The organism is Halopseudomonas phragmitis, from assembly GCF_002056295.1.
Classification (GTDB): domain Bacteria; phylum Pseudomonadota; class Gammaproteobacteria; order Pseudomonadales; family Pseudomonadaceae; genus Halopseudomonas; species Halopseudomonas phragmitis.
In genome coordinates, this window is the sequence record NZ_CP020100.1 from 3596075 (window position 1) to 3622571 (window position 26497).

At 61.4% G+C, this 26497-nt stretch carries 22 protein-coding genes; 13 read left to right on the top strand and 9 right to left on the bottom strand.

Annotated features, from left to right (window positions below):
• Positions 1-61: 61 nt before the first annotated feature.
• Complete coding sequence (gene acs, locus BVH74_RS16615; protein ID WP_080051182.1) at positions 62-2023, bottom strand: acetate--CoA ligase; 1962 nt, start codon at positions 2021-2023, stop codon at positions 62-64.
• Positions 2024-2218: 195 nt separating this feature from the next.
• Between acs and BVH74_RS16620 the strand changes: the two genes are divergently transcribed.
• The 7 genes from BVH74_RS16620 to BVH74_RS16650 all read left to right on the top strand — a co-directional run bounded on the left by BVH74_RS16620 (position 2219) and on the right by BVH74_RS16650 (position 11740).
• A complete protein-coding gene (locus tag BVH74_RS16620; protein WP_080051183.1) occupies positions 2219-2605 on the top strand; it encodes a MerR family transcriptional regulator in 387 nt (128 codons plus the stop codon).
• A 318-nt stretch (positions 2606-2923) separates the two neighbouring features.
• Positions 2924-4087 (top strand): isovaleryl-CoA dehydrogenase, encoded by a 1164-nt coding sequence (locus BVH74_RS16625; protein ID WP_080051184.1) that lies wholly within the window; start codon positions 2924-2926, stop codon positions 4085-4087.
• A gap of 15 nt (positions 4088-4102) precedes the next feature.
• Positions 4103-5710: a carboxyl transferase domain-containing protein gene (locus BVH74_RS16630; RefSeq protein WP_080051185.1), complete on the top strand. Its 1608-nt coding sequence runs from the start codon at positions 4103-4105 to the stop codon at positions 5708-5710.
• A gap of 38 nt (positions 5711-5748) precedes the next feature.
• Positions 5749-6543, top strand: coding sequence for a gamma-carboxygeranoyl-CoA hydratase (locus tag BVH74_RS16635; RefSeq protein WP_080051186.1), 795 nt, complete (start codon positions 5749-5751; stop codon positions 6541-6543).
• A gap of 181 nt (positions 6544-6724) precedes the next feature.
• Positions 6725-8644 carry an acetyl/propionyl/methylcrotonyl-CoA carboxylase subunit alpha gene (locus tag BVH74_RS16640; protein ID WP_080051187.1) on the top strand — a complete coding sequence of 640 codons (1920 nt, stop codon included), beginning with the start codon at positions 6725-6727 and terminating at the stop codon, positions 8642-8644.
• Between the two features lie 209 nt (positions 8645-8853).
• Complete coding sequence (locus BVH74_RS16645; RefSeq protein WP_080051188.1) at positions 8854-9762, top strand: hydroxymethylglutaryl-CoA lyase; 909 nt, start codon at positions 8854-8856, stop codon at positions 9760-9762.
• Positions 9763-9784: 22 nt separating this feature from the next.
• Positions 9785-11740: an acetoacetate--CoA ligase gene (locus tag BVH74_RS16650; RefSeq protein WP_080051189.1), complete on the top strand. Its 1956-nt coding sequence runs from the start codon at positions 9785-9787 to the stop codon at positions 11738-11740.
• A 3-nt stretch (positions 11741-11743) separates the two neighbouring features.
• Here the strand turns inward: BVH74_RS16650 and BVH74_RS16655 are convergent, their stop codons facing one another.
• Positions 11744-12700 (bottom strand): HPP family protein, encoded by a 957-nt coding sequence (locus tag BVH74_RS16655; protein WP_165443828.1) that lies wholly within the window; start codon positions 12698-12700, stop codon positions 11744-11746.
• A 125-nt stretch (positions 12701-12825) separates the two neighbouring features.
• Here BVH74_RS16655 and BVH74_RS16660 point away from each other — a divergent pair, with 125 nt between their 5' ends.
• Entirely contained in the window at positions 12826-13164 is a 339-nt protein-coding gene (locus BVH74_RS16660) for a 4a-hydroxytetrahydrobiopterin dehydratase (RefSeq protein WP_080051191.1), read from the top strand.
• Positions 13165-13303: 139 nt separating this feature from the next.
• On the opposite strand, the gene BVH74_RS16665 is transcribed toward BVH74_RS16660, so the two are convergent.
• The gene (locus BVH74_RS16665) at positions 13304-14218 is read right to left on the bottom strand and encodes a pirin family protein (RefSeq protein WP_080051192.1); all 915 of its coding nucleotides are present in this window, start codon (positions 14216-14218) and stop codon (positions 13304-13306) included.
• Positions 14219-14269: 51 nt separating this feature from the next.
• Positions 14270-14977, bottom strand: coding sequence for a pirin family protein (locus BVH74_RS16670; protein WP_080051193.1), 708 nt, complete (start codon positions 14975-14977; stop codon positions 14270-14272).
• 239 nt (positions 14978-15216) lie between these two features.
• On the opposite strand from BVH74_RS16670, the gene BVH74_RS18830 reads away from it, so the two are divergent.
• Together BVH74_RS18830 and mnmC are read left to right on the top strand one after the other, a co-directional pair.
• On the top strand, positions 15217-15426 hold the full coding sequence (locus tag BVH74_RS18830) for a hypothetical protein (protein WP_131038222.1): 210 nt from the start codon (positions 15217-15219) through the stop codon (positions 15424-15426).
• A 56-nt stretch (positions 15427-15482) separates the two neighbouring features.
• The gene (gene mnmC / locus BVH74_RS16675) at positions 15483-17483 is read left to right on the top strand and encodes a bifunctional tRNA (5-methylaminomethyl-2-thiouridine)(34)-methyltransferase MnmC2/FAD-dependent 5-carboxymethylaminomethyl-2-thiouridine(34) oxidoreductase MnmC1 (RefSeq protein WP_080051194.1); all 2001 of its coding nucleotides are present in this window, start codon (positions 15483-15485) and stop codon (positions 17481-17483) included.
• Between the two features lie 4 nt (positions 17484-17487).
• Here mnmC and BVH74_RS16680 read toward each other — a convergent pair whose 3' ends face one another.
• On the bottom strand, positions 17488-18240 hold the full coding sequence (locus tag BVH74_RS16680) for a sulfite exporter TauE/SafE family protein (protein ID WP_080051195.1): 753 nt from the start codon (positions 18238-18240) through the stop codon (positions 17488-17490).
• A 92-nt stretch (positions 18241-18332) separates the two neighbouring features.
• Between BVH74_RS16680 and BVH74_RS16685 the strand changes: the two genes are divergently transcribed.
• Positions 18333-18569 carry a YheU family protein gene (locus tag BVH74_RS16685; RefSeq protein WP_080051196.1) on the top strand — a complete coding sequence of 79 codons (237 nt, stop codon included), beginning with the start codon at positions 18333-18335 and terminating at the stop codon, positions 18567-18569.
• Between the two features lie 32 nt (positions 18570-18601).
• Here BVH74_RS16685 and BVH74_RS16690 read toward each other — a convergent pair whose 3' ends face one another.
• The 4 genes from BVH74_RS16690 to pedF all read right to left on the bottom strand — a co-directional run bounded on the left by BVH74_RS16690 (position 18602) and on the right by pedF (position 23443).
• Positions 18602-19903, bottom strand: a complete 1302-nt coding sequence (locus BVH74_RS16690; protein ID WP_080051197.1) for a serine hydrolase domain-containing protein — start codon at positions 19901-19903, stop codon at positions 18602-18604.
• 166 nt (positions 19904-20069) lie between these two features.
• Positions 20070-21848, bottom strand: a complete 1779-nt coding sequence (locus tag BVH74_RS16695; protein ID WP_080051198.1) for a PQQ-dependent methanol/ethanol family dehydrogenase — start codon at positions 21846-21848, stop codon at positions 20070-20072.
• A gap of 260 nt (positions 21849-22108) precedes the next feature.
• Positions 22109-23002 carry a substrate-binding periplasmic protein gene (locus tag BVH74_RS16700; RefSeq protein ID WP_080051199.1) on the bottom strand — a complete coding sequence of 298 codons (894 nt, stop codon included), beginning with the start codon at positions 23000-23002 and terminating at the stop codon, positions 22109-22111.
• A 3-nt stretch (positions 23003-23005) separates the two neighbouring features.
• Positions 23006-23443, bottom strand: coding sequence for a cytochrome c-550 PedF (gene pedF / locus BVH74_RS16705; RefSeq protein WP_080051200.1), 438 nt, complete (start codon positions 23441-23443; stop codon positions 23006-23008).
• A 268-nt stretch (positions 23444-23711) separates the two neighbouring features.
• Between pedF and exaA the strand changes: the two genes are divergently transcribed.
• Positions 23712-25583, top strand: coding sequence for a quinoprotein ethanol dehydrogenase (gene exaA / locus BVH74_RS16710; RefSeq protein WP_080051201.1), 1872 nt, complete (start codon positions 23712-23714; stop codon positions 25581-25583).
• A gap of 50 nt (positions 25584-25633) precedes the next feature.
• Positions 25634-26326, top strand: a complete 693-nt coding sequence (locus tag BVH74_RS16715) for a pentapeptide repeat-containing protein (RefSeq protein ID WP_080051202.1) — start codon at positions 25634-25636, stop codon at positions 26324-26326.
• Positions 26327-26497 lie beyond the last annotated feature (171 nt).

Genomic DNA, 26497 nt, shown 5'->3' on the forward strand with positions numbered 1-26497 from the left:
CTTCTTGCGTTGGCAGCCTAATCGAGAGCAGGAGATATCCGCTATCGGGGGGAGCAGCGCATCACGCTGATTGCAACATCATTGCCTTGTGCTCGTTGATCAACTGTTCGACCACGCTCGGGTCGGCCAGGGTGGAGATATCGCCAAGCCCTTCATACTCGCTGGCAGCGATCTTGCGCAGGATACGGCGCATGATTTTGCCCGAGCGGGTCTTGGGCAGACCTGGAGCCCACTGGATGCAGTCGGGCGAGGCAATCGGACCAATCTCGCGGCGAACCCAGTTCTTCAGCTCCAGACGCAGTGCTTCACTGGGCTCGACTCCAGAGTTCAGGGTCACGTAGACGTAGATGCCCTGGCCTTTGATGTCGTGGGCAATACCCACCACCGCGGCTTCGGCCACCTGCTTGTGCGCGACCAGTGCGCTTTCGATTTCGGCGGTGCCCATGCGGTGCCCGGAGACGTTGAGTACGTCATCGACCCGGCCGGTGATCCAGTAGTAGCCATCCTCGTCGCGGCGTGCGCCGTCTCCGGTGAAGTAAGTGCCCTTGAAGGTCTTGAAGTAGGTTTCGACAAAGCGATCATGGTCGCCAAAGATCGAGCGCGACTGCCCCGGCCAGGAATCCAGCAGTACCAGATTGCCTTCGGTGGCGCCTTCGAGCACCTGACCTTCGTTGTCGACCAGTGCCGGCTGTACGCCAAAGAACGGGCGAGTGGCCGAGCCCGGCTTGAGCGCGGTGGCGCCCGGCAGCGGGGTGATCAGAATGCCGCCGGTCTCGGTCTGCCACCAGGTGTCGACAATCGGGCAGTTGCCCTTGCCGACGGTCTGGTGATACCAGTTCCAGGCTTCCGGGTTGATCGGTTCACCGACCGAGCCCAGCACCCGCAGGCTGCTGCCATCGGCGCCGCGCATGGCGGCATCACCCAGGGCCATCATCGAGCGGATGGCGGTCGGTGCGGTATAGAGGATATTGACCTTGTGGCTGTCGATGACCTGAGCCATGCGGGTCACGTCCGGGTAGTTCGGTACACCCTCGAACATCAGGGTAGTCGCCCCGTTGGCCAGCGGGCCGTAGATCAGGTAGCTGTGGCCAGTCACCCAACCGATGTCGGCGGTACACCAGTAGACATCGCCGTCCTGATAGTCGAATACATACTGGTGGGTCAGCGAGGCGTACAGCAGATAGCCGCCGGTGGTGTGCAGAATGCCCTTGGGCTTACCGGTCGAGCCGGAGGTGTAGAGGATGAACAGCGGGTCTTCGCTGTCCATCGGCTCCGGCGCGCACTCGGCGTCGGCGGCGGCCATTAGTTCGGCGTAATCCAGATCGCGGTGATCGTGCCAGGCAATATCGGCACCGGTATGGCGCACCACGATGACCTTGTCGACCGTCTTGATCTCGGGATGGGTCAGGGCTTCATCGACGTTGGCCTTGAGCCCGGTCTTGCGACCCGCCCGCACGCCTTCGTCAGCGGTGATCACCACATTCGAGCGACCGTCGAGAATCCGGCCGGCCAGTGCCTCGGGCGAGAAACCACCAAACACCACCGAGTGAATCGCGCCGATCCGGGTACAGGCCAGCATGGCCACCGCAGCCTCGGGGATCATCGGCATGTAGATGGTCACCACATCGCCCTGGGCCACGCCCTGGTGCTTGAGCGCGTTGGCGAAGCGGCAGACCTGCTCGTGCAGTTGGCGGTAGGTGATGTGCTTGGACTGGCCCGGCTCGTCGGCTTCCCAGATGATCGCGGTCTGATCGCCACGGGTTTCCAGGTGGCGGTCCAGGCAGTTGGCCGAGACATTCAGGTGCCCGTCAAGAAACCACTTGATATCGACATTGTGGTCATCGAAGGAGGTCTGCTTGACCTTGGAAAACGGCTTCATCCAGTCGATGCGCTTGGCCTGCTCGGCCCAGAACGCCTCCGGATCGCTGACAGAGGCCTGATACATCTGCTGGTAGCGTTGCTCGTTGATCAGTGCCTTGGCGGCAAACTCCGGGGATACCGGATGCAAGGTCTCGGTGGTCATGGGCACCTCATGGGAGAGTTTTAAAATTGTGGCCCTAGTGTCGTAGCCACACCCCTCCCATTCCATTCGACCAAGGTCTTAGCGGGATTAGACCTTTGGTGAACGGGTGCCACGCGGTTGACCTGCAGCGGCTTCCAGCTTACGTTAACGTCAATATAGACCGGGCTCGCAGCCCATTGGCTACCCGAGGCACCGATGTCCGAAACCTACAGCATTTCCGATCTGGCCCGCGAACTGGACATCACCACCCGCGCCATCCGTTTCTACGAGGAACAGGGCATGCTCAGCCCCGAGCGGCGCGGCCAGGAACGCATCTACAGCCCACGCGACAAGGTCACGCTCAAGCTGATTCTGCGCGGTAAAAGGATCGGCTTTTCCCTGGCTGAGTGCAAGGAGTTGATCGAGCTGTACGACCCCAGCCATGGCAATCGCAAACAGCTGGAAACCTTCCTGCACAAGATCAGCCAACGACGCCAGCAACTGGCCCAGCAACTGCTGGATATCCAGCAGATGCAACTGGAGCTGGACACCGCCGAAGAGCGCTGTCTGGCGGCATTGGCAGGGGGCCAGACCAGCGCCTGAGCACTCTCACTCCGGCTTCCATCTCCTACACTCCCATGAAAACACTGATTAATTGCACGCGAGCCCAGCAGCCCTGTTGGCGCTGACCTGTTCTGGACCGTTAGATGCCAGGGATGGCATCTAAGAGCGTACAGGGATGTATTTACAGCGTGTCCAGAACAGGTCAGCGACAATTGGGCCAACACCGAAATTGCTTTAATCAGTGTTTCCCTATTAACAACCATTGACGTTGGTCGCAAGCAAGTTTACGTTAACGTAAAGGTAAGCAAAATTACCGGTACTGGAAAAACTCTGACAACTACAAGCACAGGAGCCGCCATGTACTACCCCAGCCTCAACTTCGCCCTGGGCGAAACCATCGACATGCTGCGCGAACAGGTCCAGCATCTGGCGGCTGCCGAACTGGCTCCACGGGCGGCGCAGATCGACCGTGACAACAGTTTTCCGCATGACATGTGGCGCAAATTTGGCGACCTGGGTCTGCTGGGCATCACGGTCAGCGAAGAGTACGGCGGCGCCGGGCTTGGTTATCTGGCCCATGTGGTGGCCATGGAGGAAATCAGCCGGGCTTCGGCCTCGGTAGCGCTGTCCTACGGGGCCCACTCCAACCTGTGCGTCAACCAGATCTTCCGCAATGGCACCGCCGCACAGAAAGCCCGTTACCTGCCCAAACTGATCAGCGGCGAACAGGTCGGCGCGCTGGCCATGAGCGAGCCGAATGCCGGCTCCGATGTGGTCAGCATGAAACTGCGGGCCGAACAGCGCGGCGACCACTACGTGCTCAACGGCAGCAAGATGTGGATCACCAACGGCCCGGACGCCGATGTCTACGTGATCTATGCCAAGACCGAACCAGACCAGGGCCCGCACGGCATCACCGCCTTCATCGTCGAGAGTAGCGCCAAGGGCTTTTCCCGGGGCGACAAGCTGGACAAGCTGGGTATGCGCGGCTCCAACACCTGCCCGCTGTTCTTCGATGACGTTGAAGTGCCTGCCGAGAATGTCCTGGGCGCGCTCAACGGCGGGGTCAAGGTGCTGATGAGCGGGCTGGACTACGAGCGCGTAGTGCTGTCTGGCGGCCCAACCGGCATCATGCAGGCCTGTCTGGATGTGGTGGTGCCTTATATCCACGACCGCCAGCAGTTCGGTCAGAGCATTGGCGAGTTCCAGTTGATCCAGGGCAAGGTCGCCGACATGTATACCCAGCTCAACGCCAGCCGCGCCTATCTCTATGCAGTCGCCCAGGCCTGTGATCGCGGCGACGCCACCCGCAAGGATGCCGCCGGGGTAATCCTCTACAGCGCAGAAGCAGCCACCCGAATGGCGCTGGATGCGATCCAGATTCTCGGCGGCAACGGCTACATCAACGATTACCCCTGTGGACGTCTGCTGCGCGACGCCAAACTCTATGAGATCGGCGCCGGCACCAGCGAGATCCGGCGCATGCTGATTGGCCGGGAACTGTTCAATGAGACCCGCTGAAGCCCGGAGCCGGCCATGACCATACTCGCCTCGCATCTGAACCGGCACGCTACCGAGTTCGCCAGCAACAGCAGCGCCATGCAGGCGCTGGTCGCGGACCTGCGTTTGCAACTGGCACAAATCGCTGAAGGCGGTGGCGCCAAAGCCCAGCAGCGCCATCTGGAACGCGGCAAGTTGCTGCCGCGCCAGCGCATCGACACCCTGCTTGATCCCGGCTCGCCGTTTCTGGAAATCGCGCCGCTGGCCGCCCATGAGGTCTACGACGAGCAGGTGCCGGCTGCCGGGCTGATCGCCGGTATCGGTCGGGTTTCGGGGGTCGAGTGCCTCATCGTCGCCAACGATGCCACAGTCAAAGGCGGCACCTACTACCCGCTGACCGTGAAAAAGCACCTGCGCGCCCAGGCGATTGCCCGCGAGAACCGCCTGCCATGCATCTATCTGGCCGATTCCGGTGGCGCCAACCTGCCGCGCCAGGACGAGGTGTTCCCTGACCGCGAGCACTTTGGCCGGATTTTCTTCAATCAGGCCAATCTGAGTGCCGCCGGCATCCCACAGATTGCCGTGGTCATGGGTTCCTGCACCGCCGGCGGAGCCTACGTGCCGGCCATGGCCGACGAGGCGATCATGGTCCGCAACCAGGCGACCATTTTTCTCGCCGGCCCGCCACTGGTCAAAGCAGCTACCGGCGAGGTGGTCAGCGCCGAAGAACTGGGCGGTGCTGACGTGCACTGCAAGACCTCCGGGGTGGCCGACCATTACGCCGAGAACGATGAACACGCTCTGGCGCTGGCCCGGCGCTGCATCGCCAACCTCAACTGGCGCAAGCAGGGTCAGTTGCAGGTGCAGCCCCCTCGCCCGCCGCGCTACCCGGTCGAAGAACTGTACGGCGTGATCCCCAGCGATAGCCGCCAGCCGTTCGACGTTCGTGAAGTGATTGCCCGGCTGGTCGACGACAGTCAGTTCGATGAATTCAAGGCGCTGTACGGAGCCACCCTGGTCTGCGGCTTCGCCCACCTGCACGGCTACCCGGTCGCGATTCTGGCCAACAATGGCATCCTGTTCAGCGAGTCCGCCCAGAAAGGTGCGCACTTCATCGAACTGGCCTGCCAGCGCGGCATCCCGCTGCTGTTTTTGCAGAACATCACCGGCTTCATGGTCGGCCAGAAATACGAAGCAGGCGGCATCGCCAAGCATGGCGCCAAGCTGGTCACCGCCGTGGCCTGCGCCCAGGTGCCGAAATTCACGGTGATCATTGGCGGCAGTTTCGGTGCCGGCAATTACGGCATGTGCGGGCGCGCCTACGACCCGCGTTTTCTGTGGATGTGGCCTAATGCGCGGATTTCGGTCATGGGTGGCGAACAGGCCGCCGGTGTGCTCGCCCAGGTCAAGCGCGAGCAGGCCGAACGCGCCGGCGAAAGCTTCAGCAGTGAACAGGACGCCGCCATTCGCCAACCGATCCTCGACCAGTATGAACACCAGGGCCACCCCTACTACTCCAGCGCCAGGCTCTGGGACGACGGGGTCATCGACCCGGCGCAAACCCGTGAGATTCTGGGCCTGGCCCTGTCGGCAGCGCTCAGTGCGCCGATCGAGCCGACCCGCTTCGGGGTCTTCCGGATGTAGGGCCAGGGTCACAACAGACACAACGAGCGAGACAGCGCATGACCACCTTCAACACCCTCGAACTCGACTTCAGCCCGCGTGGCGTGGCGACCCTGTGGCTCAACCGGCCAGAGAAGAACAATGCCTTCAATGCCGAGATGATTGCTGAACTGCTGCAGGCCTTTGATCGCGTGCAGCAGCACGACGCGGTGCGCTTCATGCTGCTGCGCGCCCGTGGCAAGCATTTTTGCGCCGGGGCCGACCTGGAATGGATGCGGGCCGCCGCCGCGCTTGATTACAACGCCAACCTGGAGGATGCCCAAGAGCTGGCCGAGGTCATGGCCCGCCTTGAGCAGTTGCCGGTCCCGACCCTGGCCGTGGTGCAAGGCGCAGCTTATGGTGGCGCACTGGGGCTGATCAGTTGCTGTGACATGGCCATCGGCACCCCGGACAGTCAGTTCTGCCTGTCGGAAGTGCGTATTGGCCTGACCCCGGCAGTGATCAGCCCGTTCGTGGTCAAGGCCATTGGCGAGCGTGCCATGCGCCGCTACGCCCTGAGCGCCGAGCGCTTCAGCGGTGAAACCGCCCGCGAGCTGGGGCTGCTGGCTGAATGTCACCCTGCCGCGGAGCTGGAAGCTGAAGTGCAACGCTGGACCGACAACCTGCTGCTCAACAGCCCTGCCGCACTGCGCAGTACCAAGGCGCTGCTGCGGGAGGTCAAGCATGGCGAACTGTCACCGGCGCTACGCCGTTATACCGAGGAGGCCATAGCCCGCATCAGGGTCAGCCCCGAAGGTCAGGAAGGGCTCAAGGCGTTTCTGGAAAAACGCCCGCCACGGTGGCAGCAGTCATGAGCCTGCGCCAGTCTGGATTGCCACGTCGCTACGCTCCTCGCAATGACGGTGGGGTACGGCAGGCGGTGCCTCGTCGTCGCCATACCCCGCGCACCCGTCCGCTGCTATCTCGTCATTGCGAGGGCCAACGGCCCGTGGCAATCCATTGGCCCCATACACATCCAGCCAAGGTAACCCCGTCATGATCCAAACCCTGCTGATCGCCAACCGTGGCGAGATCGCCTGCCGGATCATTTGCACCGCCCGGGCGCTGGGCATCACCACGGTAGCCGTCCACAGTGACAGTGACCGCGATGCCCGCCATGTCCGTGAGGCCGACCGCGCCATCAGTCTGGGCGGAGCCAAGCCCGCCGACAGCTACCTGCGCAGCGCAGCCCTGATCGAGGCGGCCCGGGCCAGCGGGGCCGAAGCCATCCATCCAGGCTATGGCTTTGTCTCGGAAAACGCCGGTTTCGCCCGCGCCTGCGAACAGGCCGGATTGATTTTCATCGGCCCGCCAGCCAGCGCAATTGAAGCCATGGGCAGCAAATCAGCGGCCAAGGCCCTGATGGCAGAGGCCGGAGTACCACTGGTGCCTGGTTATCACGGCGACGAGCAGAGCCTGCAGCGATTTCGCGCCGAAGCCGCCCACATCGGTTACCCGGTACTGCTCAAGGCCGCCGCCGGGGGCGGTGGCAAAGGCATGAAGGTAGTCGAACGCGAAGCCGACCTGGAGCAGGCCCTGGCCTCAGCCCAGCGCGAAGCCCAGGCGGCCTTTGGCGATGCCCGCATGCTGGTGGAAAAATACCTGCTCAAGCCGCGGCATGTGGAAATTCAGGTATTCGCCGACCAGCATGGCCACTGCCTGTATCTCAACGAGCGCGACTGCTCAATCCAGCGCCGTCACCAGAAAGTGGTGGAAGAAGCCCCGGCTCCCGGCCTCAGCCCCGAGCAGCGCCAGGCCATGGGTCAGGCAGCAGTACGCGCGGCCCAGGCCATTGGTTATGTCGGGGCTGGCACCGTCGAGTTTCTGCTGGATCAGCGCGGCGATTTTTTCTTCATGGAGATGAACACCCGGTTGCAGGTAGAACACCCGGTCACCGAGGCCATTACCGGTCTGGATCTGGTTGACTGGCAACTGCGCATCGCCAGCGGCGCCCCCCTGCCCCTGAGCCAGGAGCAGGTGCCGCTGAACGGTCATGCCATCGAAGTGCGCCTGTACGCCGAAGATCCGGCCAACGAGTTTCTGCCGTCGACCGGTACCCTGGAGCTTTACCGTGAAGCGCCCCCCGGCCCGGGCCGGCGTATTGATAGCGGCGTGAGCGAAGGTGACAGTATCTCGCCCTGGTACGACCCGATGCTGGGCAAGCTGATCGCCTGGGGCGAAGACCGCGAACAGGCCCGCCGCCGGTTGCTGGCCATGCTCGATGAAACTCTGGTTGGCGGCGTCAGCACCAACCTGGCCTTTCTGCGGCGGGTGCTCGCGCATCCAGCCTTCGCTGCCTGTGAACTGGACACCGATTTCATCCCACGCCATCAGGCCGAACTGCTGCCAGCCACCACGGACTTGCCAGACAGCTTCTGGGCGCTGGCCGCCGACGCCTGGTTGCTGACCCTGCCCACCGAGATCCGATCTGATGACCCCTACTCACCCTGGTCCGCCCGGAGCGGCTGGCGCGCTGGCCTGCCCTGCACCCAAGCCCTGTATCTGCAGTGCCGCAATCAGCAGCGCCGGGTGATGCCAGGGTTGCACAGCCGGCTGGAGGGCAATTGGCTGATCGCTGACGACGGCCAACGTTATCGTGTGCTACGCCAGGACCGGCACCTCTATCTGGATTGGCACGGAGAGCTGTACCAGCTTGCCGAGGTCGACGCGCTGGCAGCCGCCGAACAGCATCAGCATCCCGGAGACCTGAGCGCGCCAATGAACGGCAGCATCGTCAAACTACTGGTCAACCCAGGCGATCAGGTCGAGGCCGGGGCCACGCTGGTGATTCTCGAAGCGATGAAAATGGAACACAGCATCCGGGCCCCGCAAGCCGGTACCGTGCAGGCGATATATTGCGCCGAGGGGCAGTTGGTGAGTGAGGGGGAGCCTTTGGTGGAGCTTGGGGGTGACTGAGTGCCCAGCGCTTTCTGGATTGCCACGGGCCTGTGGCCCTCGCAATGACGCAGTGGAACCAATACACCGTGCCCTACCCTCCACCCCATACCGTCATTGCGAGCCGCGTAGCGGTGCGGCAATCCAGGGTGCGGTTGTGCTGTGCCCCTTCCCTGTGCGCCGCTTATGCGAAACACTAGGACTATGAGCATACAACTATCAGGAACCCCATGACCCAGTCCCTACCCCAGCACGTCCGTCTGGTCGAAGTCGGTCCGCGTGACGGGCTGCAGAACGAACAGCAACCGATCAGCGTGGCCGACAAGGTCCGGCTGGTCGATGATCTGAGTGCCGCCGGTCTTTCCAGTATTGAAGTGGGCAGCTTCGTCTCACCCAAGTGGGTACCGCAGATGGCCGGCTCGGCCGAAGTGTTCGCCGCCATCAAGCAGCGCCCCGGCGTCAACTACAGCGCTCTGACCCCGAACCTGAAAGGTTTCGAGGCGGCGCTGGCTGCCGGGGTCAAAGAGGTTGCGGTGTTCGCGGCCGCCTCCGAGGCGTTTTCGCAGAAGAACATCAACTGTTCGATCAGCGAAAGCCTGGAGCGCTTTGCCCCGGTCATGGCCGCGGCCAAGGCCCATAACATCCGGGTACGCGGCTATATCTCCTGCGTACTCGGTTGCCCTTACGACGGCGAAGTCGCCCCCGAGCAGGTCAGCAGCATCGCCCGCGAGCTGATCGCCATGGGCTGCTATGAAGTTTCGCTCGGCGACACCATTGGCGTGGGCACCGCTGGCGCTACTCGCCGGCTGTTCGAGATAGCGGCCCGTGACATTCCCCGAGAACAGTTGGCCGGACACTTCCACGACACCTACGGTCAGGCCCTGGCGAACATCTACGCCAGCCTGCTCGAAGGCATCAGCGTGTTCGACAGCTCGGTCGCCGGGCTGGGCGGCTGCCCCTACGCCAAGGGCGCCACCGGCAATGTCGCCACCGAGGATGTGCTCTACCTGCTCAATGGCCTGGGTATCGACACCGGTATTGACCTGGACCGCCTGATTGCCGCCGGCCAGCGGATCTGCGCGGTATTGGACAAACCCAACGGCTCACGGGTAGCCCGCGCCTGGCTGGCCAAAGCCTGAGGAACCTGCTTAGGAGATCGCCTTGAACGCGCCACTATGGACCCCCAGCAGCGAACGGGTTGCGGCCAGCCGGATGACTGCGTTTCGCCACTTCGTCAATCAGCGCCACAACCTGCAACTGAGCGATTACCCAGCCCTGCATGCCTGGAGCATCGAGTCACGGGCCGCGTTCTGGCAGGCGATCACCGATTTCTTCGCCGTGCATTTCCACCAGCCGGCTGAGCAGATCCTCGAAGAAGGCCCATTGATGCCCGATGCACGCTGGTTCCCTGGCGCCACCCTGAACTTTGCCGAGCATCTGCTGCGCCGCCGCGACCAGCATCCGGCGCTGGTGGCAGTGGCCGAAGACGGCAACCGCGAGGTGCTCAGCTACGCTGGTCTGGCCGCCGAGGTTGCCGGACTGCAACAGCGGCTCAAGGCCATCGGCGTCGGGGTCGGCGACCGGGTGGCGGCGTTCATGCCCAATACCTGGCAAACCGTGGTCGGCATGCTCGCCACGGCCAGTCTCGGCGCCACCTGGTCATCCTGCTCGCCGGACTTCGGCACCCAGGGCGTGATTGACCGTTTCGGCCAGATCCGGCCCAAGGTCCTGATTGCCTGTGCCGGCTACCGTTACGCCGGCAAGACCCAGGATGTCAGCGCCAAGCTCAACGAGATTCTCGCCCAGTTGCCGGATTTGCAGCAGTTGCTGGTCGTGCCCTACGCCCGCGCGCAGACCCGTGCTGACGAGTTTCACACCCGCGCCGCCGTCAGCCTGTGGCAGGACTTCTACCAGCCCGGCGGTGAGCCTGACTTCACTCCGGTAGCGTTCGAGCAGCCGCTATACATTCTCTACTCCAGCGGCACCACCGGAGTACCCAAATGCATCGTGCATGGTGTGGGCGGCACCTTGCTGCAACATCTCAAGGAACTCGGTCTGCATACCGATCTGGACGCCGAGGATACCCTGTTCTACTTCTCCACCTGCGGCTGGATGATGTGGAACTGGCTGGTTTCAGGATTGGCACTTGGCGCCACCCTGGTGCTGTTCGATGGTTCGCCCTTTCACCCCGGCGCCGAGCGTCTGATCGACCTGATCGACGCTGAGGACATCAGCGTATTCGGCACCAGCGCCAAGTACCTGGCGGCACTGGAGAAGGCCGGTGTACGTCCCGGCCAGAGTCATCGTCTGGAGCGGCTCAGGACAGTCCTCTCGACCGGTTCACCGCTGGCCCACGAGGGTTTCGATTATGTCTACCGCGAGTTCAAGACCGACCTGTGTCTGGCCTCGATTTCCGGTGGCACTGACATTGTTTCCTGCTTCGCCCTGGGCAACCATACCCTGCCGGTGTGGCGCGGTGAGCTGCAATGCAAGGGCCTGGGCATGGCAGTCGAGGTCTGGGACGATGACGGTCAGCCGCTGAGCCAGGGCAAGGGTGAACTGGTCTGTACCCGGCATTTCCCCTCCATGCCGGTGGGATTCTGGAACGATGCTGACGGCAGTAAATTCCGCGCTGCCTACTTCGAGCGCTTCCCGGGCGTCTGGGCCCATGGCGATTATGCCGAGGTGACCGAACATGGCGGGCTGGTGATTCATGGCCGCTCGGATGCAGTGCTCAATCCCGGCGGCGTGCGCATCGGTACGGCGGAAATCTATCGCCAGGTGGAAAAGATCGACGAAGTGCTGGAATCCCTGGCCATCGGTCAGGACTGGCAGGGCGATGTCCGGGTGGTGCTGTTCGTGCGCCTGCGTAACGGCCTGACGCTGGATGAACCATTGCGCGAGCGCATCCGTCAGCAGATCCGCCGCCACACCACGCCGCGCCATGTACCGGCGCGCATCGTGGCGGTAGCCGATATTCCACGCACCCTGAGCGGCAAGATTGTCGAGCTGGCGGTACGCAACGTAGTCCATGGCCGGGCGGTGAAAAACACCGAGGCACTGGCCAACCCCGAGGCGCTGGAGCTGTTTCGCGACTTGCCGGAGCTGCGCTCCTGAGCCTCAGGAGCGCCCGTGATCGGCCGGATCTACCCCCTTGATCCGATGCCAGCCATCGTCGGCGCGCTCAACCCTATAGCGCGCCCAAAGAGCAAACTCGGACAACCGGCAAATACCCTCGGCTCCCAGCCCATTGCCGGCCACCACCCGATAGCGTACCCGGCCACTGCGACCGGGCCGGCGTGGCAGAATGAACAGTATCTGACGCACCGCCCAGTTGCTGCCCGGCAGGCCATTGCTGTAGCAGCCTGACTCGACCAGATCGGCCTCACTCACCCCGTGGCTTTTGGCATGTTCGTTGGCCAGCTCGACCAGATGCAGCAGGTCATCGAACTCGATATCGACATAAGCGTTCATCTGCCGCAGGGCATAGTGAAAGTCCTCTGGAGCAATCCCCGGTGTGCGCTGGACCTGATAACGAGCCAGTGCCAGCGGATAGCGACGCCAGTGAAACAGATTATTGAACAGCAGCGCGGCCGCCACGATTACCAGCGCATCGAGAAGAATCGGGTAGAGCAGAAAGCCGAAACCGGCCTGCTGGATAGCCGGACCACCCAGGACCGCAATCATCGCCGTTGCCCCACCCGGTGGATGCAGGCAACGTAAAACCATCATCAGGAAAATACTGGCACCAACCGCCAGCGCCGCAACCCAGGCTCCCAACGGCAGCCAGGTGGCACAGGCTACACCTACCGCGGCAGAAACCAGATGACCACCCACCACCGACCAGGGCTGCGACAACATCCCGTGCGGCATGGCGAAAACCAGCACCGTGGTTGCCCCCATTGAACCGGTCACCCACAGTGCAGTATCACCGCCCAGTGCCTGATGAGTGATCCAGTAGACCAGCAGCAATGCCAGGGTGGCACCAACAGCGGAGATCAGTTTTTCCTGGTAGCTGGTACTGTCGGGAGTCCAGCCGATCCCGCTCAGCAGCCAGCGAAAACCTGTACGCCCCATGCACGCCCCCAAAAAAGCGACCATGATAACGGCTGCGACCACTGATCGCACCATTTTGGGGCAATCACACGCAACACCAGAATGACCTATGCTCTGAGAAATGACTTTGTATGAGGTAAACAACCATGCTCGCGCTGGCTGACGAACCCCTGAACATGAGTGATGCCGCTGCCGTGCTGCTCACTCAGGAGCAGATCGATGAACTGCTCGAACGACTGCCCGGCTGGACCCTGCGTCAGGTCGATGGCATTCCCAGAATCGAAAAAACCTACAAGCTCAAGGACTTCGCCCAGGCGCTGGCGTTGACCAACCGGATCGGCGAGCTGGCCGAACAAACCGGCCACCACCCGGCACTACTGACCGAGTGGGGCAAGGTCACGGTAAGCTGGTGGACCCACTTCCTCGGCGGCCTGCATCGCAACGACCTGATCATGGCGGCGCGCACCGAACAGCTGGCGGATTGAGCCGCCGTTATTCACCAGCACTCAAGGTGCCGATATTGCAGGCCAGCGTTGCTATCCATAGGTCGCGGAACACCGGGATTCCGAATGGCGCCCAGGCGGATTTTTTCTCTGGTGGGGTCTGGGCCATGCTCGGGAGCTCTCATTCAGGAAGAGGGATGAACTCGTCTTCATCTCCCGGCACGGTGGGGAAGCGCCGGGCTTTCCAGTCCGCTTTGGCTTGATCGATACGCTCCCTGCGACTGGACACGAAATTCCACTCCACAAACCGTGGTGCCATCTTCTCACCACCCAAAATACCGATGCGGGATTCACTGACAGCCTCCACGACTACACCGGGGTGGTTGCCAATGATCGCCAGGCAATGCTCGGGCACTTCCGTGTCCCGCGCTTTCAGCTTGCCACTGGCCACATACACCGCCCGCTCTTGCGCGTCAGGCAGCATCAGGGTCTGTCCAGCCTGCAGATGAGCTTCCACATAGAGGGTTTCGGCAAAGGTCTTCACTGGCGACACCTGACCATAGGCGCTGCCCATCAGCACACGGACCGACACCCCCTCTACAGTGAGCGCAGGTATTTGCACCGCAGGATAGTGGTAGAAGGCAGGCTCGACCTCTTCTGCCGCTTCCGGCAGCGCCAACCACAGTTGCAGCCCATGCAAACGATGGGATTGTGCCTTGACCTCGGGACGCTCCCGCTCGGAATGCACGATACCTCTGCCGGCCACCATCAGGTTGATGTCGCCCGGACGAATCGGTTGCAGACTGCCAAGGGAATCACGATGCAGGATCTCGCCCTCGAACAGATAGGTCACCGTCGCCAGATTCACATGCGGGTGGGGACGGACATTGATACCCTGACCCGCTGGAAACTCTGCCGGCCCCATGTGATCGAAGAATATCCAGGGGCCCACCATCTGGCGCTGGGTACTGGGTAGCGCCCTGCGCACGGAAAAACCACCAAGATCCTTTTCATGAGGCTGAATAATCAACTCAATCGCGCCACAGCCCAGAGAAAAATCACACTCAAGCTCAGTACGTACCGTTTCATTACTCATAACCCCCCCTCCATTTATGGGCCCCCGATATGGCGTGCCCAAGGTGCCGGTTCAGGCGCTATCGGTCATATCAAAGAGCAGCACTTCAGCGCGCGTATTGGCTTGTAATTCAATCTCCCCGTCTTCCTGAATGGCCACGCCATCCCCGGCAGACAAGGCCAGATCGCGCAATTGCAACTGCCCGCTCACAACCTGAAGCCAGGTTTTTCTTTTCGCGGAAAGTGCGCGACTGAGTGAGTCCCCGCTCTCAATGATCGCGGCGTACAGGTTGATATCCTGATGAATTGTGACCGCCCCATCCCGGCCATCGGGTGCACCGATCAACCGCCACTGGCCACGCCGTTGGTCGTCACTGAAATGTTTCTCTTCGTAGCTGGGCGCAAGACCGGACTGCTGGGGAATAATCCAGATTTGCAAAAAGTGCACGGGGTCCTGGTCGGAAGCATTGAACTCGCTGTGTAAAATGCCGGTACCTGCCGACATCCGCTGTACATCACCCGGTCGGATTACCGAGCCGCTCCCAGTGCTGTCTTTGTGCGCCAACGCACCTTCAAGCACATAGGAGATGATTTCCATATCCCTATGGCCATGGGTTTCAAACCCTTTCCCCGGCTGCACCTTGTCCTCATTGATTACCCGCAAGGGGCCATAGCCCATATGCGCAGGATCGTAATAGTGGCCAAAGGAAAAGCTGTGCCGGCTGTTAAGCCAGCCAAAGCTCACGGCTCCCCGCTCGCTTGCTAGACGCACCTGCAACATGAGACCTCCATCAATCCCAGCCCTGGTTTTACCTTCGAACCTCAGCATCAGGACTGGAAACAGCTGATCAACAAGTCGACAGTCCGTGTTTGTATCAGGGTAGCCATAATGGGGAGACTTGCCACTGCTCATAGTGCATGGAAACTAGTCTGAAATCTGTTGTAGCCAAATTGTCTAATTACCAGCCCACAACGGGGCTAACATCAGTGAACGGACCGCGAAAACTATGGTCCGAATCTGTGACCAGCCGTATACGAGCAGCGTACAAGGTCATCGACGACGAATCGTTCCATCACACCAATGACGGAACGTGGCAAGGAACCCACAAGGTCACTGCTAAAAATAAGAAGGCACCCACTATGAAACAACTTATCAAGGGCAAATTGCCCACCATTACGCTGATTTTTCTGGCAACCGGACTGCTGTTGATCCTGCCAAATATCCATTGAAAGACGCTGTTGAGGTTCACGGTTAAAATGGCGCTTTATTTTGTGCCGGAGTAACCGTGAACCCCTCAAAGCCTTTTGCCGATTTGGTCTGGTCCGATGATGGCCAGCCCTATTCCAGCCAGTTCGACGACGTGTATTTCTCACGCGAATCAGGCCTGGAAGAAACCCGGCATGTGTTTCTGGCCAACAACCAACTGGCCGAACGCTGGGAGAAGCTCAGGGCTGGCGAGCGCTTCTGCATTGCCGAGACCGGTTTTGGTACTGGCCTCAATTTTCTCTGTGCCTGGCAGCTATGGGATCAGTCCGCCCCGCCAGATACCCACCTGCATTTTGTCAGTACCGAAAAATACCCCCTGAGCGCAGCGGATATGCAGCGCGCCGCAGTACTGTGGCCGGAGCTGGCGCTCTGGTCAGAGCAGTTGCTGGCTCAGTACAGCGACCTGACACCCGGCTGGCACCAGTTTCAGCTTGATCAGGGGCGGATCACCCTGACCCTACTGATCGGCGACCTGCTGGACAGCCTGCCGCTGCTCGACGCCAGCGTTGACGCCTGGTTCCTCGACGGCTTCGCCCCGGCCAAGAATCCGGACATGTGGCAACCAGCGCTCTATGCCCAGATGGCCCGGCTGTCGCGCCCGGGAGCGACACTGGCAACCTTCACCAGCGTCGGTGCTGTACGCCGTGGCCTGCAGGACGCCGGCTTTGTCATGCGCAAGGTTAAAGGCTATGGCCGCAAGCGAGAAATGCTCGCGGGCACGTTTGCTGGCTCAGCCAGCGCGGCCTGGCAAGCCCCCTGGTATGCCCGCCCGGCTGCTCCCAGCCTGCCTCAGCGCCAGGCGCTGGTGATCGGCGCGGGCCTGGCTGGCTGTGCCACGGCGTTTGCCCTGGCCCGGCGCGGCTGGCAGGTCACTGTGCTGGAACGCCATGCCGAGCCAGCACAGGAGGCCTCGGGCAACCCTCAGGGGATTCTCTATTGCAAGCTGTCGGCGCATCAAACACCGCTGTCACGGTTTGTCCTGAGCAGCTACGCCTACGCCCTGCGGGTACTGCATGAACTGCTTGAACAAGACGGCCGGCAGTGGCAGCCCTGCGGTGTTCTGCAATTGCCAACCAGTGACAAGGAAGCCCAGCGCCAGCAGGCACTGGCCGATCTGGGCTGGCCCGATACACTGCTCAGACTGGTCGATCAGGCCGAGGCCAGCCAACTGGCCGGGGTAGCAACGCCCAGTGGCGGGCTGTGGTTCGAAGGCGGCGGCTGGGTCAATCCGCCGAGCCTGTGTCAGGCGCTGTTGCAGCATCCAAACATCCAGTTGCTGGCCCACCATCAAACGCTGAGCCTTGCCGCCAGCGAATACGGCTGGCAGGCGCTGGATCATGAAGGGCAGATACTGGCCAGTGCGCCTCAGGTCGTGATCTGCGGCGCGGCCGACAGCCTGCGTCTGGCGCCCAGTGCGCACCTGCCACTCAAGGCCATTCGTGGGCAAGTCACTCATCTGCCAGCCACAACAGCAAGCCAGGCATTGCGCACCGTGCTCTGCGCCGAAGGCTACGTTTCACCAGCCCGGCTGGGCGAGCATCACGTAGGTGCCAGCTTTCGTTTCGACCGGCTGGACACCCAACCCAGCCAGGAGGAAACCGAAAGCAATCTGGGGCTGCTGCTGCAGCTTTCCCCCGCCCTGGCGGCCAGCCTCCAGGTCGAACAACTCGACCCCGCCAGCCTGCCGGCGCGGGCCGCGCTGCGCTGCACGACTCCGGACTACCTGCCGGTCATTGGTCCGTTGGTGGACGCCAAAGTTTTCCGTGAACGCTATGCCGAACTGGCCAAAGACGCCTCACGCCAGCCGACAGCAGGCGCGCCCTGGCTGGCCGGGCTGCATATCAACGCAGCGCATGGTTCACGCGGGCTGATCAGCGCGCCCTTGAGTGGCGAGCTGGTAGCGGCCTGGATCTGTGATGAACCCCTGCCCCTGCCCCGCGACCTGGCCGAAGCAGTACACCCAAGCCGGTTTCTGCTGCGCGAACTGATTCGCGGACGAGGCCGTGCGGGCCAGGCTTGAGGTATTAAACTAGAGCCGTCACGCCCTCATACAACAGCTTGCCGCCGGTCAGGAACAGAAAGATGTAGCACAACTGATAGATCAGCTTTTCATTGCTGCGTTGCAGCAGCCAGAAGCCCAGTCGCACTCCGATCGGCGCCAACGGCAGCAGTACCAGTGCGGTCAGCAGGTTGGCGGTATTGAACTGGCCAAGATAGATATAGGCCGGCACCTTGGCCAGGTTGGTGATGGCGAAGAACACCGCGATGGTGCCCATCAGAATGGTCTTTTCCAGTTTCTGTGGCAGCAGGTAAACATTGATCGGCGGCCCACCGGCATGAATCCCGAAGCTGGTGAAGCCGGCTACTGCCCCCCAGAAACCGCCGCGCAGTCTGCCCGGCCCACGCTTGGGCGGCTCGCCGCGGCGCAACCAGATATTGAGGGTGAAGACCAGAGCGATGACTCCGATGATGATCTGGATGTGTGCATCATTGAGCATCCGGAACGTCAGCGCGCCAATCACCACGCCAGCCAACGACGCCGGAATGATGATCCGCAAATTGACCGCATCCCAGCGGCCACGAAAGGTCCGCAGAGCCATCAGGTCCATGGCACAGAGAATCGGCAGCAGAATGGCCGCTGCCACCTGCGGCGAGACCACCAGGGCCATCAGCGGTACCGACAGAATCGAGATATTGCCGCCAAACCCACCCTTGGCAAGACCGTATAGCAGGACGGCGGGAACGGCACAGAGATAGAAAAACGGATCGGTGATCATGACAAAGCGGGCTTAGGGCATACCTGAATAACTGGCCCGGCAGTGTATCATCTATGACTCAACCGACCATGGCATCATCCGAGAAGTAGACCATGCTGATTCCCTATCAAATGCTCGAAGCCGATACCCTGCAGCGTCTGCTGGAGGATTTCGTCACCCGCGACGGCACCGACAACGGCTATGACGACACGCTCGAACAGCGCGTCGCCCGTCTGCGCACCATGCTGGAACGGCGTGAGGTGTTGATCGTATTCCACCCCGACACCGGCGATACCAGTCTGGCTCACCGCCGTGACGTCCCGCGCGAGATGCTGGACGAGTTGGAGTAAGGGAGCCTCTGCATCGCGGGCACAACAGCGCCTCAGCGCAACAAATCCGCCAGCGCCATCATCGCCGGACGAGTAGTCGGGAAGGTGTAGCCGCTGCTGGCGATCGGGTGGGATGACAAGCGCACCACTACCAGGCCGACCGCCGGGTTGACGTGAATCATCTGCCCATGCACCCCCAGCGCCTCATAGCCACCATCGGCGTTGTGGCTGATCCACCACTGGTTGCGATATGAGTAGCCTGGCTGGAAGTCCCGACCCGAGGCCTTGAAGGCTTCCCGATCGGCGCCTTCAAGAATGCTGCGCACCACACTGGCATTGACGATCTGCCGACCATTGAAGCGCCCCTCGTTGCGCATCATTTCGCCGAAGCGGGCCAGATCGCGCAGCGTGGCATTCATCCCGGCCCCGGCCCAGCCGGTCCCATGCCGATCCAGCAGCATGTAGGCGTCCTGTTCGGCCCCCAGTGGTTGCCAGATCCGCTCGCTGATCAGATCGGACAGGCGCTGACCACTAGCCCGGCGTACCAGCCAGCCCAGCACTTCGGTGTGCACGGTGCGGTAGATAAAGCCCTGGCCATGCTCACCGGCGGCACCGATCGTGGGCAGGTAACTGTACAGTTCACGGGCCCCCGGATAATCGGCCGGAGCTGGAACCATGCCGGCGGCCACGGCGTACTGCAGCACATCGGAGCGCTCATCACCGTAGATTTCGCTGTAATCGATGTCAGCGGTCATGTTCAGCACCTGCTGCACGGTCGCGCCCTGCCAGCCGCTGCCTTCCAGTTCCGGCAGATAATCGGTCACCTGCGCATCTGCCTTGATCAGACCTTCCTCGATCAACATGCTGGCAATCAGGCCGGTAAAGGACTTGGTCACCGACCACAGCTGGTGTGGCAGATGGGCAGTCTGGCCCTGGTGATAGGCCTCGTATATAACCTTGCCGTCCTTCATGATCAGGGTCGAATCGGCGTAGCTATCGGTCAGATAGTCGATAAAGCTCAGTTCATTGCCATCGGGTCCGGTAAAACGCAGCGCCTCGATCCGCTCACGCCAGTCCTCACCAACTGGCAGCTCGGATACCGGTCCTGCACCCCGGGCAATATTGCGACTGGGCAACAGCTCGCGCATGTGGTGGAAGGCCCAGCGAACATTCGGGTACTGAGACAGAAAGTTGGCCGCGGTAACCTGACGTTCAGCCGGTGGCGGGAAGCCCTGCATCAGTTGCAGACGGTCCAGACGCACGCTATCAGGGCTGGGCAAGCTTGGCGATTGGGCCAGAAGCGGAGTGGAAAAGCTGGACAGCAACACACACAGAGCCAGAGGACGAAGACGCATGGACAACTCCCATTGTCATTGTTGTTTGCATCCAGCCTAGCGGCCCTTGGGCGTTGCGTCATCATCGAACACAGTCAGTGATAACGGCCAATAAGCCTTTTGGCCAGACACAAAAAAGGGGCCGGCAAGCCGGCCCCAAAAACAACAGGAGCAGTTTTACTTCAGATCAACGCTGGGCCACGGCCGCCGATTTCGGCAGTTTGAAGGTCCAGAGCATGCCGCCCTGGTTGAAGTCCTTCACCCGCTCGGCCACTTGGCCACCCCACAGCGGTACCGCGCCACCCCAGCCGGACAGGACAGATACATACTGTTCGCCGTCCATTTCCCAGGTCACCGGCGAGCCGATTACCCCGGAACCAGTGTTGAATTCCCAGAGCTTCTCGCCGTTCTGGGCGTTGAACGCCATCAGGTAGCCTTCCGGGTTACCGGTAAATACCAGGTTGCCGGCTGTGCTCAGTACCCCGCCCCACAGCGGTGCCGGGTTCTTCACGCGCCAGATTTCCTTGCCCTGAACCGGGTCGATGGCACGCAGGACACCGATGTAGTCGTCATGCAGCGGCTTGATGGTAAAGCCCGCACCCAGATAGGCGGCGCCTTTCTTGTAAGCGGTGCCTTCGTTCCAGATGTCCATGCCCCACTCGTTGGAAGGCACATAGAACAGCCCGGTCTGCTGGCTGTAGGACATCGGCATCCAGTTCTTGCCACCCAGGAACGCTGGCGCGCTGAATACGGTCCGGCCGGCTTCGCCTTCGGCAGTCGGCGCACCTGGACGGTTGCTGTCATCGAACACCGGCCGGCCATTGCGATCCAACCCCTTGGCCCAGGTGATCTTGTCAACGAATGGGAAGCCACGAATGAACTTGCCGTTAGTACGATCCAGGACGTAGAAGAACCCGTTACGGTCGGCAGTGGCAGCGGCTTTCACTTCCTTGCGACCATCGCGGTAGTTGAACGAAATCAGTTCGTTGACACCGTCATAATCCCAGCCGTCGTTCGGGGTGGTCTGGAAGTGCCACTTGATCTCACCGGTATCCGGGTCGAGTGCCAGACGCGAGGCGGAGTACAGGTTGTCACCACGGCGCATGTGCGAGTTCCAGGGAGCCGGGTTACCAGTACCGAACAGCAGCAGGTTGGTTTCCGGATCGTAATAGCCGCCCAGCCAGGGTGCCGAGCCGCCGGTCTTCCACAGGTCGCCCGGCCAGGTCTTGTTGGCCTGACCACCGGAGATACCAGCTTCAACCGCTTTGCCGTCCTTGTAGACATAACCCATGTGACCTTCCACGGTCGGACGGGTCCACAGCAGTTCACCGTTGGTCGGATCATAGGCCTCGATCTTGCCGACTACCCCGAACTCGCCACCGGATACCCCGGTGATCAGCTTGCCGTTGATGATCAGTGGTGCGGCGGTAATCGAGTAACCGGCCTTGTAGTCTTCCACGGTCTTGCGCCAGACCACTCGGCCAGTGTCCTTGTTCAGGGCAACCAGACGCGCATCCAGAGTACCGAAGATCACCAGGTCGCCGTACAGAGCGACACCCCGGTTGATCACGTCACAGCAGGGCATGATGCCGTCGGGCAGGCGGTGGTCGTATTGCCACAGCTTGCGACCGGTCTTGGCGTCCACGGCAAACACCCGCGAATAGGAACCGGTGATATACATCACCCCGTCCTTGATCATCGGCTGGGCTTGCTGGCCGCGTTGTTTTTCACCACCCAGAGAAAACGCCCAGACCGGTTGCAGTTGGTCGACGTTGCTGGCGTTGAGCGCGGTCAGCGGGCTGTAACGCTGGCCCTGCAGGCCCATGCCATTGGTGACGATCTGGTGGGTGGTAGTGGCATCCGTCAGGATGTCTTCATCGGTCACGTTGGCGGCGGCCATGCCAGAGAAAGTCATGGCACTCACCAAGGCGGTGAGGATGAAGGGCGAGCGTACACGTTGTGTCATTGCTGCTACCTCTGAGTGATTGTTGTGTGTTGTTCATGTCAGCGGCGAAACGGGAAATTTTCCTGCTTCTGGCTGTGATTCTTCGCCGCGGGGGGCTTGGCAACAATTCAACCCAGGGGTGATTTATCTCATCACTTGGTAGCAGTACCGAGCTGGGAGCCACCAGCCAGAGCGGCTGAATAGCAGGCAAAAAAAACCGGCTTGCGTGAGGAGGTGAATACGCAAGCCGGCGGCAAATAAAGCCAAGTCACACTATCGATTCAGATATCCTCGTACAGCCCAGGCCGCATATAGCGCAGGCCATGGCGCGCATAGAGTTCCGCCATGCGACCATCGAGAATCATTTCCTCAGCCACATCTGCCAGCGCATAAGCCAGCTGGCGGTTGGCTTCATGCACCGCCATACCCAGATCCCAGACCTGCTTGCCCATGCTGGGATAGGCGTTCTCGGTCAGCTGCATGCCGGCATCAGGGTGCTGGGCCAACAGCCAGTCGATCTCGGCCTGGGTCCCCATGACCGCATGCACTTCACCGTCAATCATGGCCTGAAAAGCCGCACGAACACTGCGATAGTGGCGAGTCATCTTACTGAGCTGACCGTTCATCACGGTGGTCAGGTAGAACGACGGCACGGTGTCTTCCTCCACCCCGATCGGATGGTACTGGAACACCGAGATGCTCTTGACCTCCTTGATCTTGCGCGGGTCGTAGGCAGCCTGCCAACGCTCGCGCTGGTAAGGGCCAAACATGTGCACCAGCTCGAAGGCCGGATGCCCCAGGTCATCGCGCTTGCTGCTGAAGGCCCGGTCATTGGGTACCCGCAGCATCACATCGGCAATCTGCCCGGGGCGCAGATAGTGACCACGCCACAAATGATTGCGGAAATCGCCGTCGATGCTCTCGTCAGCGACCATCCACTGGATCTCCAGCCGGGTGCCAAGGCCATCGGCTAACGCCTGAGCCAGCTCGACATCGACGCCGCGGGGGGTATCACCATCCATGAAGCTGTACGGCGGGAAGTCCTGATACAGGGCTACCCGCAGCACACCCGACTCGATGATCTCGTCATATTCGCGGATATGGGTAATGTTCAGCGCCTGTGCCGGCAGACATACCAACAGGCACAGCCACAACCAGCATCGCCGCAGGTTCATGACTTATTGCTCCACGGCAACGGTTTCCAGCCAGGTCCGAATGGCCCACAGGGCTTCCTGACTGAGGATATCGGCCATTTTCGGCATATATACCCGGCCATCGCGCACTGCACCGTTGATTACCCGCTCCTTGTACCACTCGTCGCCGTAATCACCGACCTCAAGGTAGCGCAGGTCCGGGGTCATGCCGCCGGAAATGCCCTCCAGGCCATGGCAGGCTGCACAGTTCTGGTTATAGGCTGAAGCCCCGATCCGCACCGCCAGATCATGATCCGGATGCGGCTCGCGGTAGGGATTGCTTTCATGCCACTCATCACCCAGCTTCTCCAGGCCCTTGGTATCCACCGGCTGGGGAGTCACATCACCATGAGCGAAGGCCTGACCGGCTGCCAGACACAGCCCCAGGGCGGAAACTTTCAGAAGGTTCTTGTAATGATTCATACTGCTCACCTCGCGGCCGTGTGGTTCACGGAATTTTTTCAAGTGTCGTGACCATGGTAGGAAGCCCCGGGTAGTAGCCCAATCCTGCTTTGGTGGTCGGGGTTTAGTTCCTTGGTAGTAGATAAATCAGCCTCCCCCGGTGGTTGGCCGTCCAGTGTTATTTTCCTGCGTAGACCGGGTGTTTTTCCGTTTCTTGATTGAGCCGCGCTCCCGAAGATGAAGGCGAGGCACAGCATTCGCTGACCGCTCAACCAACAGGAAAGATGCCATGACAACAAAAAACCAGCACAACCCGAGGCCTGTCGCCCACGCCGTCAGAAGCCTGATTCTTGCTACCAGCCTGGGCCTGGCCAGCGGCGCCGTTCTGGCCAAGCCGGTGACCTGGGACGACATTGCCAACGATCACCTGACCACCCACGACGTACTGATGTACGGTCTGGGCAACAGCGCCCAACGCTGGAGCCCGCTTAAGCAGGTCAATGCCGACAACGTGTTTCAGCTCACCCCGGCCTGGTCCTTCTCCTTTGGCGATGAAAAACAGCGCGGCCAGGAATCCCAGGCCCTGGTTCATGACGGCGTGATCTACGTTACCGGCTCCTATTCACGCATCTTTGCCATCGACGCCCGGACCGGCAAACGCCTGTGGAGTTACGCCCACCGCCTGCCCGATGACATCCGCCCATGCTGTGATGTGGTCAACCGCGGCGCCGCCATCTATGGCGACAAGGTGTTCTTCGGCACCCTTGATGCCGGCATCGTAGCCCTGAACAAGGACACCGGCCGGGTAGTCTGGCGCGAGAAATTCGGCGACCATCGCGCCGGTTACACCATGACCGGCGCACCGACCATCGTCAAAGACAAGAAAACCGGCAAGGTCCTGCTGATCCATGGCAGCTCCGGCGATGAATTCGGTATTGTTGGCAAACTGTTTGCCCGCGATCCGGACACCGGCAAGGAAATCTGGATGCGGCCTTTCGTTGAAGGCCACATGGGTCGGCTGAACGGCAAGGACAGCACACCGACTGGCGACATTAAAGCACCGAGCTGGCCGGACGACCCCAACTCACCGACCGGCAAGGTCGAGGCCTGGAGTCACGGTGGCGGCGCGCCCTGGCAGAGCGCCAGTTTCGACCCGGAAACCAACACCATCATCGTCGGCGCCGGCAACCCCGCGCCCTGGAACGGCTGGGCCAGAACGTCACCAAACGGCAACCCGGCCGACTACGACAGCCTCTACACTTCGGGTCAGGTCGGTGTTGACCCGACCACCGGTGAAGTGAAGTGGTTCTATCAGCATACCCCCAACGATGCCTGGGATTTCTCCGGTAACAACGAGCTGGTGCTGTTCGACTACAAGGACGCCAAGGGCAAGACCATCAAGGCCACCGCCCACGCCGACCGCAACGGGTTCTTCTACGTGGTCGATCGCAGCAACGGCAAACTGGTCAATGCCTTCCCGTTCGTCGACGGCATTACCTGGGCCAGCCACATCGACCTGGAAAGCGGCCGCCCGGTAGAAGTCGAAGGCCAGCGCCCACCCCGCCTGCTACCCGGACAGGAGCGCAGTGAGGCAGTCGAGGTATCTCCGCCGTTCCTGGGTGGCAAAAACTGGAACCCCATGGCTTACAGCCAGGACACCGGTCTGTTCTACGTGCCAGCCAATCACTGGAAAGAGGACTACTGGACCGAGCAGGTCAGCTACAACAAGGGCTCGGCCTACCTGGGCATGGGCTTCCGGATCAAGCGCCTGTATGACGATCACGTTGGCATCCTGCGGGCAATGAACCCAACTACCGGCAAGGTCGAATGGGAGCATAAGGAACCGCTGCCACTGTGGGCCGGGGTGCTGGCCACTGCCGGAAACCTGGTCTTCACCGGTACCAGCGACGGCTATTTCAAGGCCTTCGACGCCCGGACTGGCAATGAGCTGTGGCAATTCCAGACCGGCACCGGAATCATCTCGCCGCCGATCACCTGGGAGATGGACGGTGAACAGTATATTGGCGTGACCACCGGTTATGGCGGCGCTGTACCGCTATGGGGTGGCGATATGGCCGAGCTGACCAAACCGGTCGCCCAGGGTGGCTCGTTCTGGGTCTTCAAGCTGCCGGGCTGGAGCCAGTCCACCGCCAAACGCTGACCACCACATGACGCGCCCGGCCCGCCGGGCGTCGTCACAGGAGACATAGCATGCCAAACCTTAACTACCCACTGATGTTGCTGGCACTGAGCAGCCTGCCGGTCAGCGCCCAGTTTGCCGATATCGATCAGGCTGATGCCGAAGTCATCAACGGCTGCCTGCTGATGCCCGGTACCCAGTGCGCTGGCAAGGATCTGCGCGGTGCCGATCTGCGCCACCAGGATCTGCGCAAAGCTGATTTCACTGGTGCCGATCTGCGTGATGCCGATCTGCGTCACGCCCGGTTCGACCAGGCTCGACTTGACGGTGCCGATTTGCGCGGCGCCAACCTCAACCGCGCCAGCCTGCAACAGACCGCTATGCGTGGCGTCAACGCCAGCAATGCCAGCTTTGTCGGCGTGCAGGGCTGGAATCTGACCGCCCAGAACGCCCGCTTCAACGACGCCGATTTCACCGGCGCCAACCTGGAGTTCGCCCGTTTCAGCTCATCGATCATGCACAAGGTGATCTTCCGCGCGGCCAATCTGGAGATGGCCTGGCTACCGAAAACCGATCTGGCCGGCGCCGATCTGCGCGATGCCAATCTGCAAGAGTCGAAAATGAATCACGCCAATCTGGAGAATGCCGACATGACCGGGGCCCGGCTGCATTATGGCACCTATCTGAACCTGCACATGACCGGCTGCACTGCCTGCCCGTTCGACTGGGAAAAGCAGTTGCCTATGACTCAGTTGGGTAAGTGAGAGCAGGCCTCGGAATAGCGCTATTCCACAACGCCTCTGGAAACCTCAAACGCCGCTGGCGAGAGCAGATGCTCCCGTTTCCCAGGGATGATGACGCGTGATCTGGCGGAGTTCTGCGTGGGCTGAACTGCGTTTCCTGGGAGCCTCGAGCATCTGCTCGAGGTCGGCGGT

Excerpts from the sequence above, each read along its gene's own strand:
- BVH74_RS16630 (WP_080051185.1), top strand. The coding sequence starts at position 4,103 with ATGACCATACTCGCCTCGCATCTGAACCGGCACGCTACCGAGTTCGCC.
- exaA (WP_080051201.1), top strand. The coding sequence starts at position 23,712 with ATGACAACAAAAAACCAGCACAACCCGAGGCCTGTCGCCCACGCCGTC.
- BVH74_RS16685 (WP_080051196.1), top strand. The coding sequence starts at position 18,333 with ATGCTGATTCCCTATCAAATGCTCGAAGCCGATACCCTGCAGCGTCTG.
- BVH74_RS16715 (WP_080051202.1), top strand. The coding sequence starts at position 25,634 with ATGCCAAACCTTAACTACCCACTGATGTTGCTGGCACTGAGCAGCCTG.
- acs (WP_080051182.1), bottom strand. The coding sequence starts at position 2,023 with ATGACCACCGAGACCTTGCATCCGGTATCCCCGGAGTTTGCCGCCAAG.
- BVH74_RS16695 (WP_080051198.1), bottom strand. The coding sequence starts at position 21,848 with ATGACACAACGTGTACGCTCGCCCTTCATCCTCACCGCCTTGGTGAGT.
- BVH74_RS16680 (WP_080051195.1), bottom strand. The coding sequence starts at position 18,240 with ATGATCACCGATCCGTTTTTCTATCTCTGTGCCGTTCCCGCCGTCCTG.
- BVH74_RS16670 (WP_080051193.1), bottom strand. The coding sequence starts at position 14,977 with ATGTTGCAGGTGCGTCTAGCAAGCGAGCGGGGAGCCGTGAGCTTTGGC.
- BVH74_RS16645 (WP_080051188.1), top strand. The coding sequence starts at position 8,854 with ATGACCCAGTCCCTACCCCAGCACGTCCGTCTGGTCGAAGTCGGTCCG.
- BVH74_RS16665 (WP_080051192.1), bottom strand. The coding sequence starts at position 14,218 with ATGAGTAATGAAACGGTACGTACTGAGCTTGAGTGTGATTTTTCTCTG.
- pedF (WP_080051200.1), bottom strand. The coding sequence starts at position 23,443 with ATGAATCATTACAAGAACCTTCTGAAAGTTTCCGCCCTGGGGCTGTGT.
- BVH74_RS16620 (WP_080051183.1), top strand. The coding sequence starts at position 2,219 with ATGTCCGAAACCTACAGCATTTCCGATCTGGCCCGCGAACTGGACATC.
- BVH74_RS16625 (WP_080051184.1), top strand. The coding sequence starts at position 2,924 with ATGTACTACCCCAGCCTCAACTTCGCCCTGGGCGAAACCATCGACATG.
- BVH74_RS16635 (WP_080051186.1), top strand. The coding sequence starts at position 5,749 with ATGACCACCTTCAACACCCTCGAACTCGACTTCAGCCCGCGTGGCGTG.
- BVH74_RS16655 (WP_165443828.1), bottom strand. The coding sequence starts at position 12,700 with ATGGGGCGTACAGGTTTTCGCTGGCTGCTGAGCGGGATCGGCTGGACT.
- BVH74_RS16700 (WP_080051199.1), bottom strand. The coding sequence starts at position 23,002 with ATGAACCTGCGGCGATGCTGGTTGTGGCTGTGCCTGTTGGTATGTCTG.
- BVH74_RS16640 (WP_080051187.1), top strand. The coding sequence starts at position 6,725 with ATGATCCAAACCCTGCTGATCGCCAACCGTGGCGAGATCGCCTGCCGG.
- BVH74_RS16660 (WP_080051191.1), top strand. The coding sequence starts at position 12,826 with ATGCTCGCGCTGGCTGACGAACCCCTGAACATGAGTGATGCCGCTGCC.
- BVH74_RS16690 (WP_080051197.1), bottom strand. The coding sequence starts at position 19,903 with ATGCGTCTTCGTCCTCTGGCTCTGTGTGTGTTGCTGTCCAGCTTTTCC.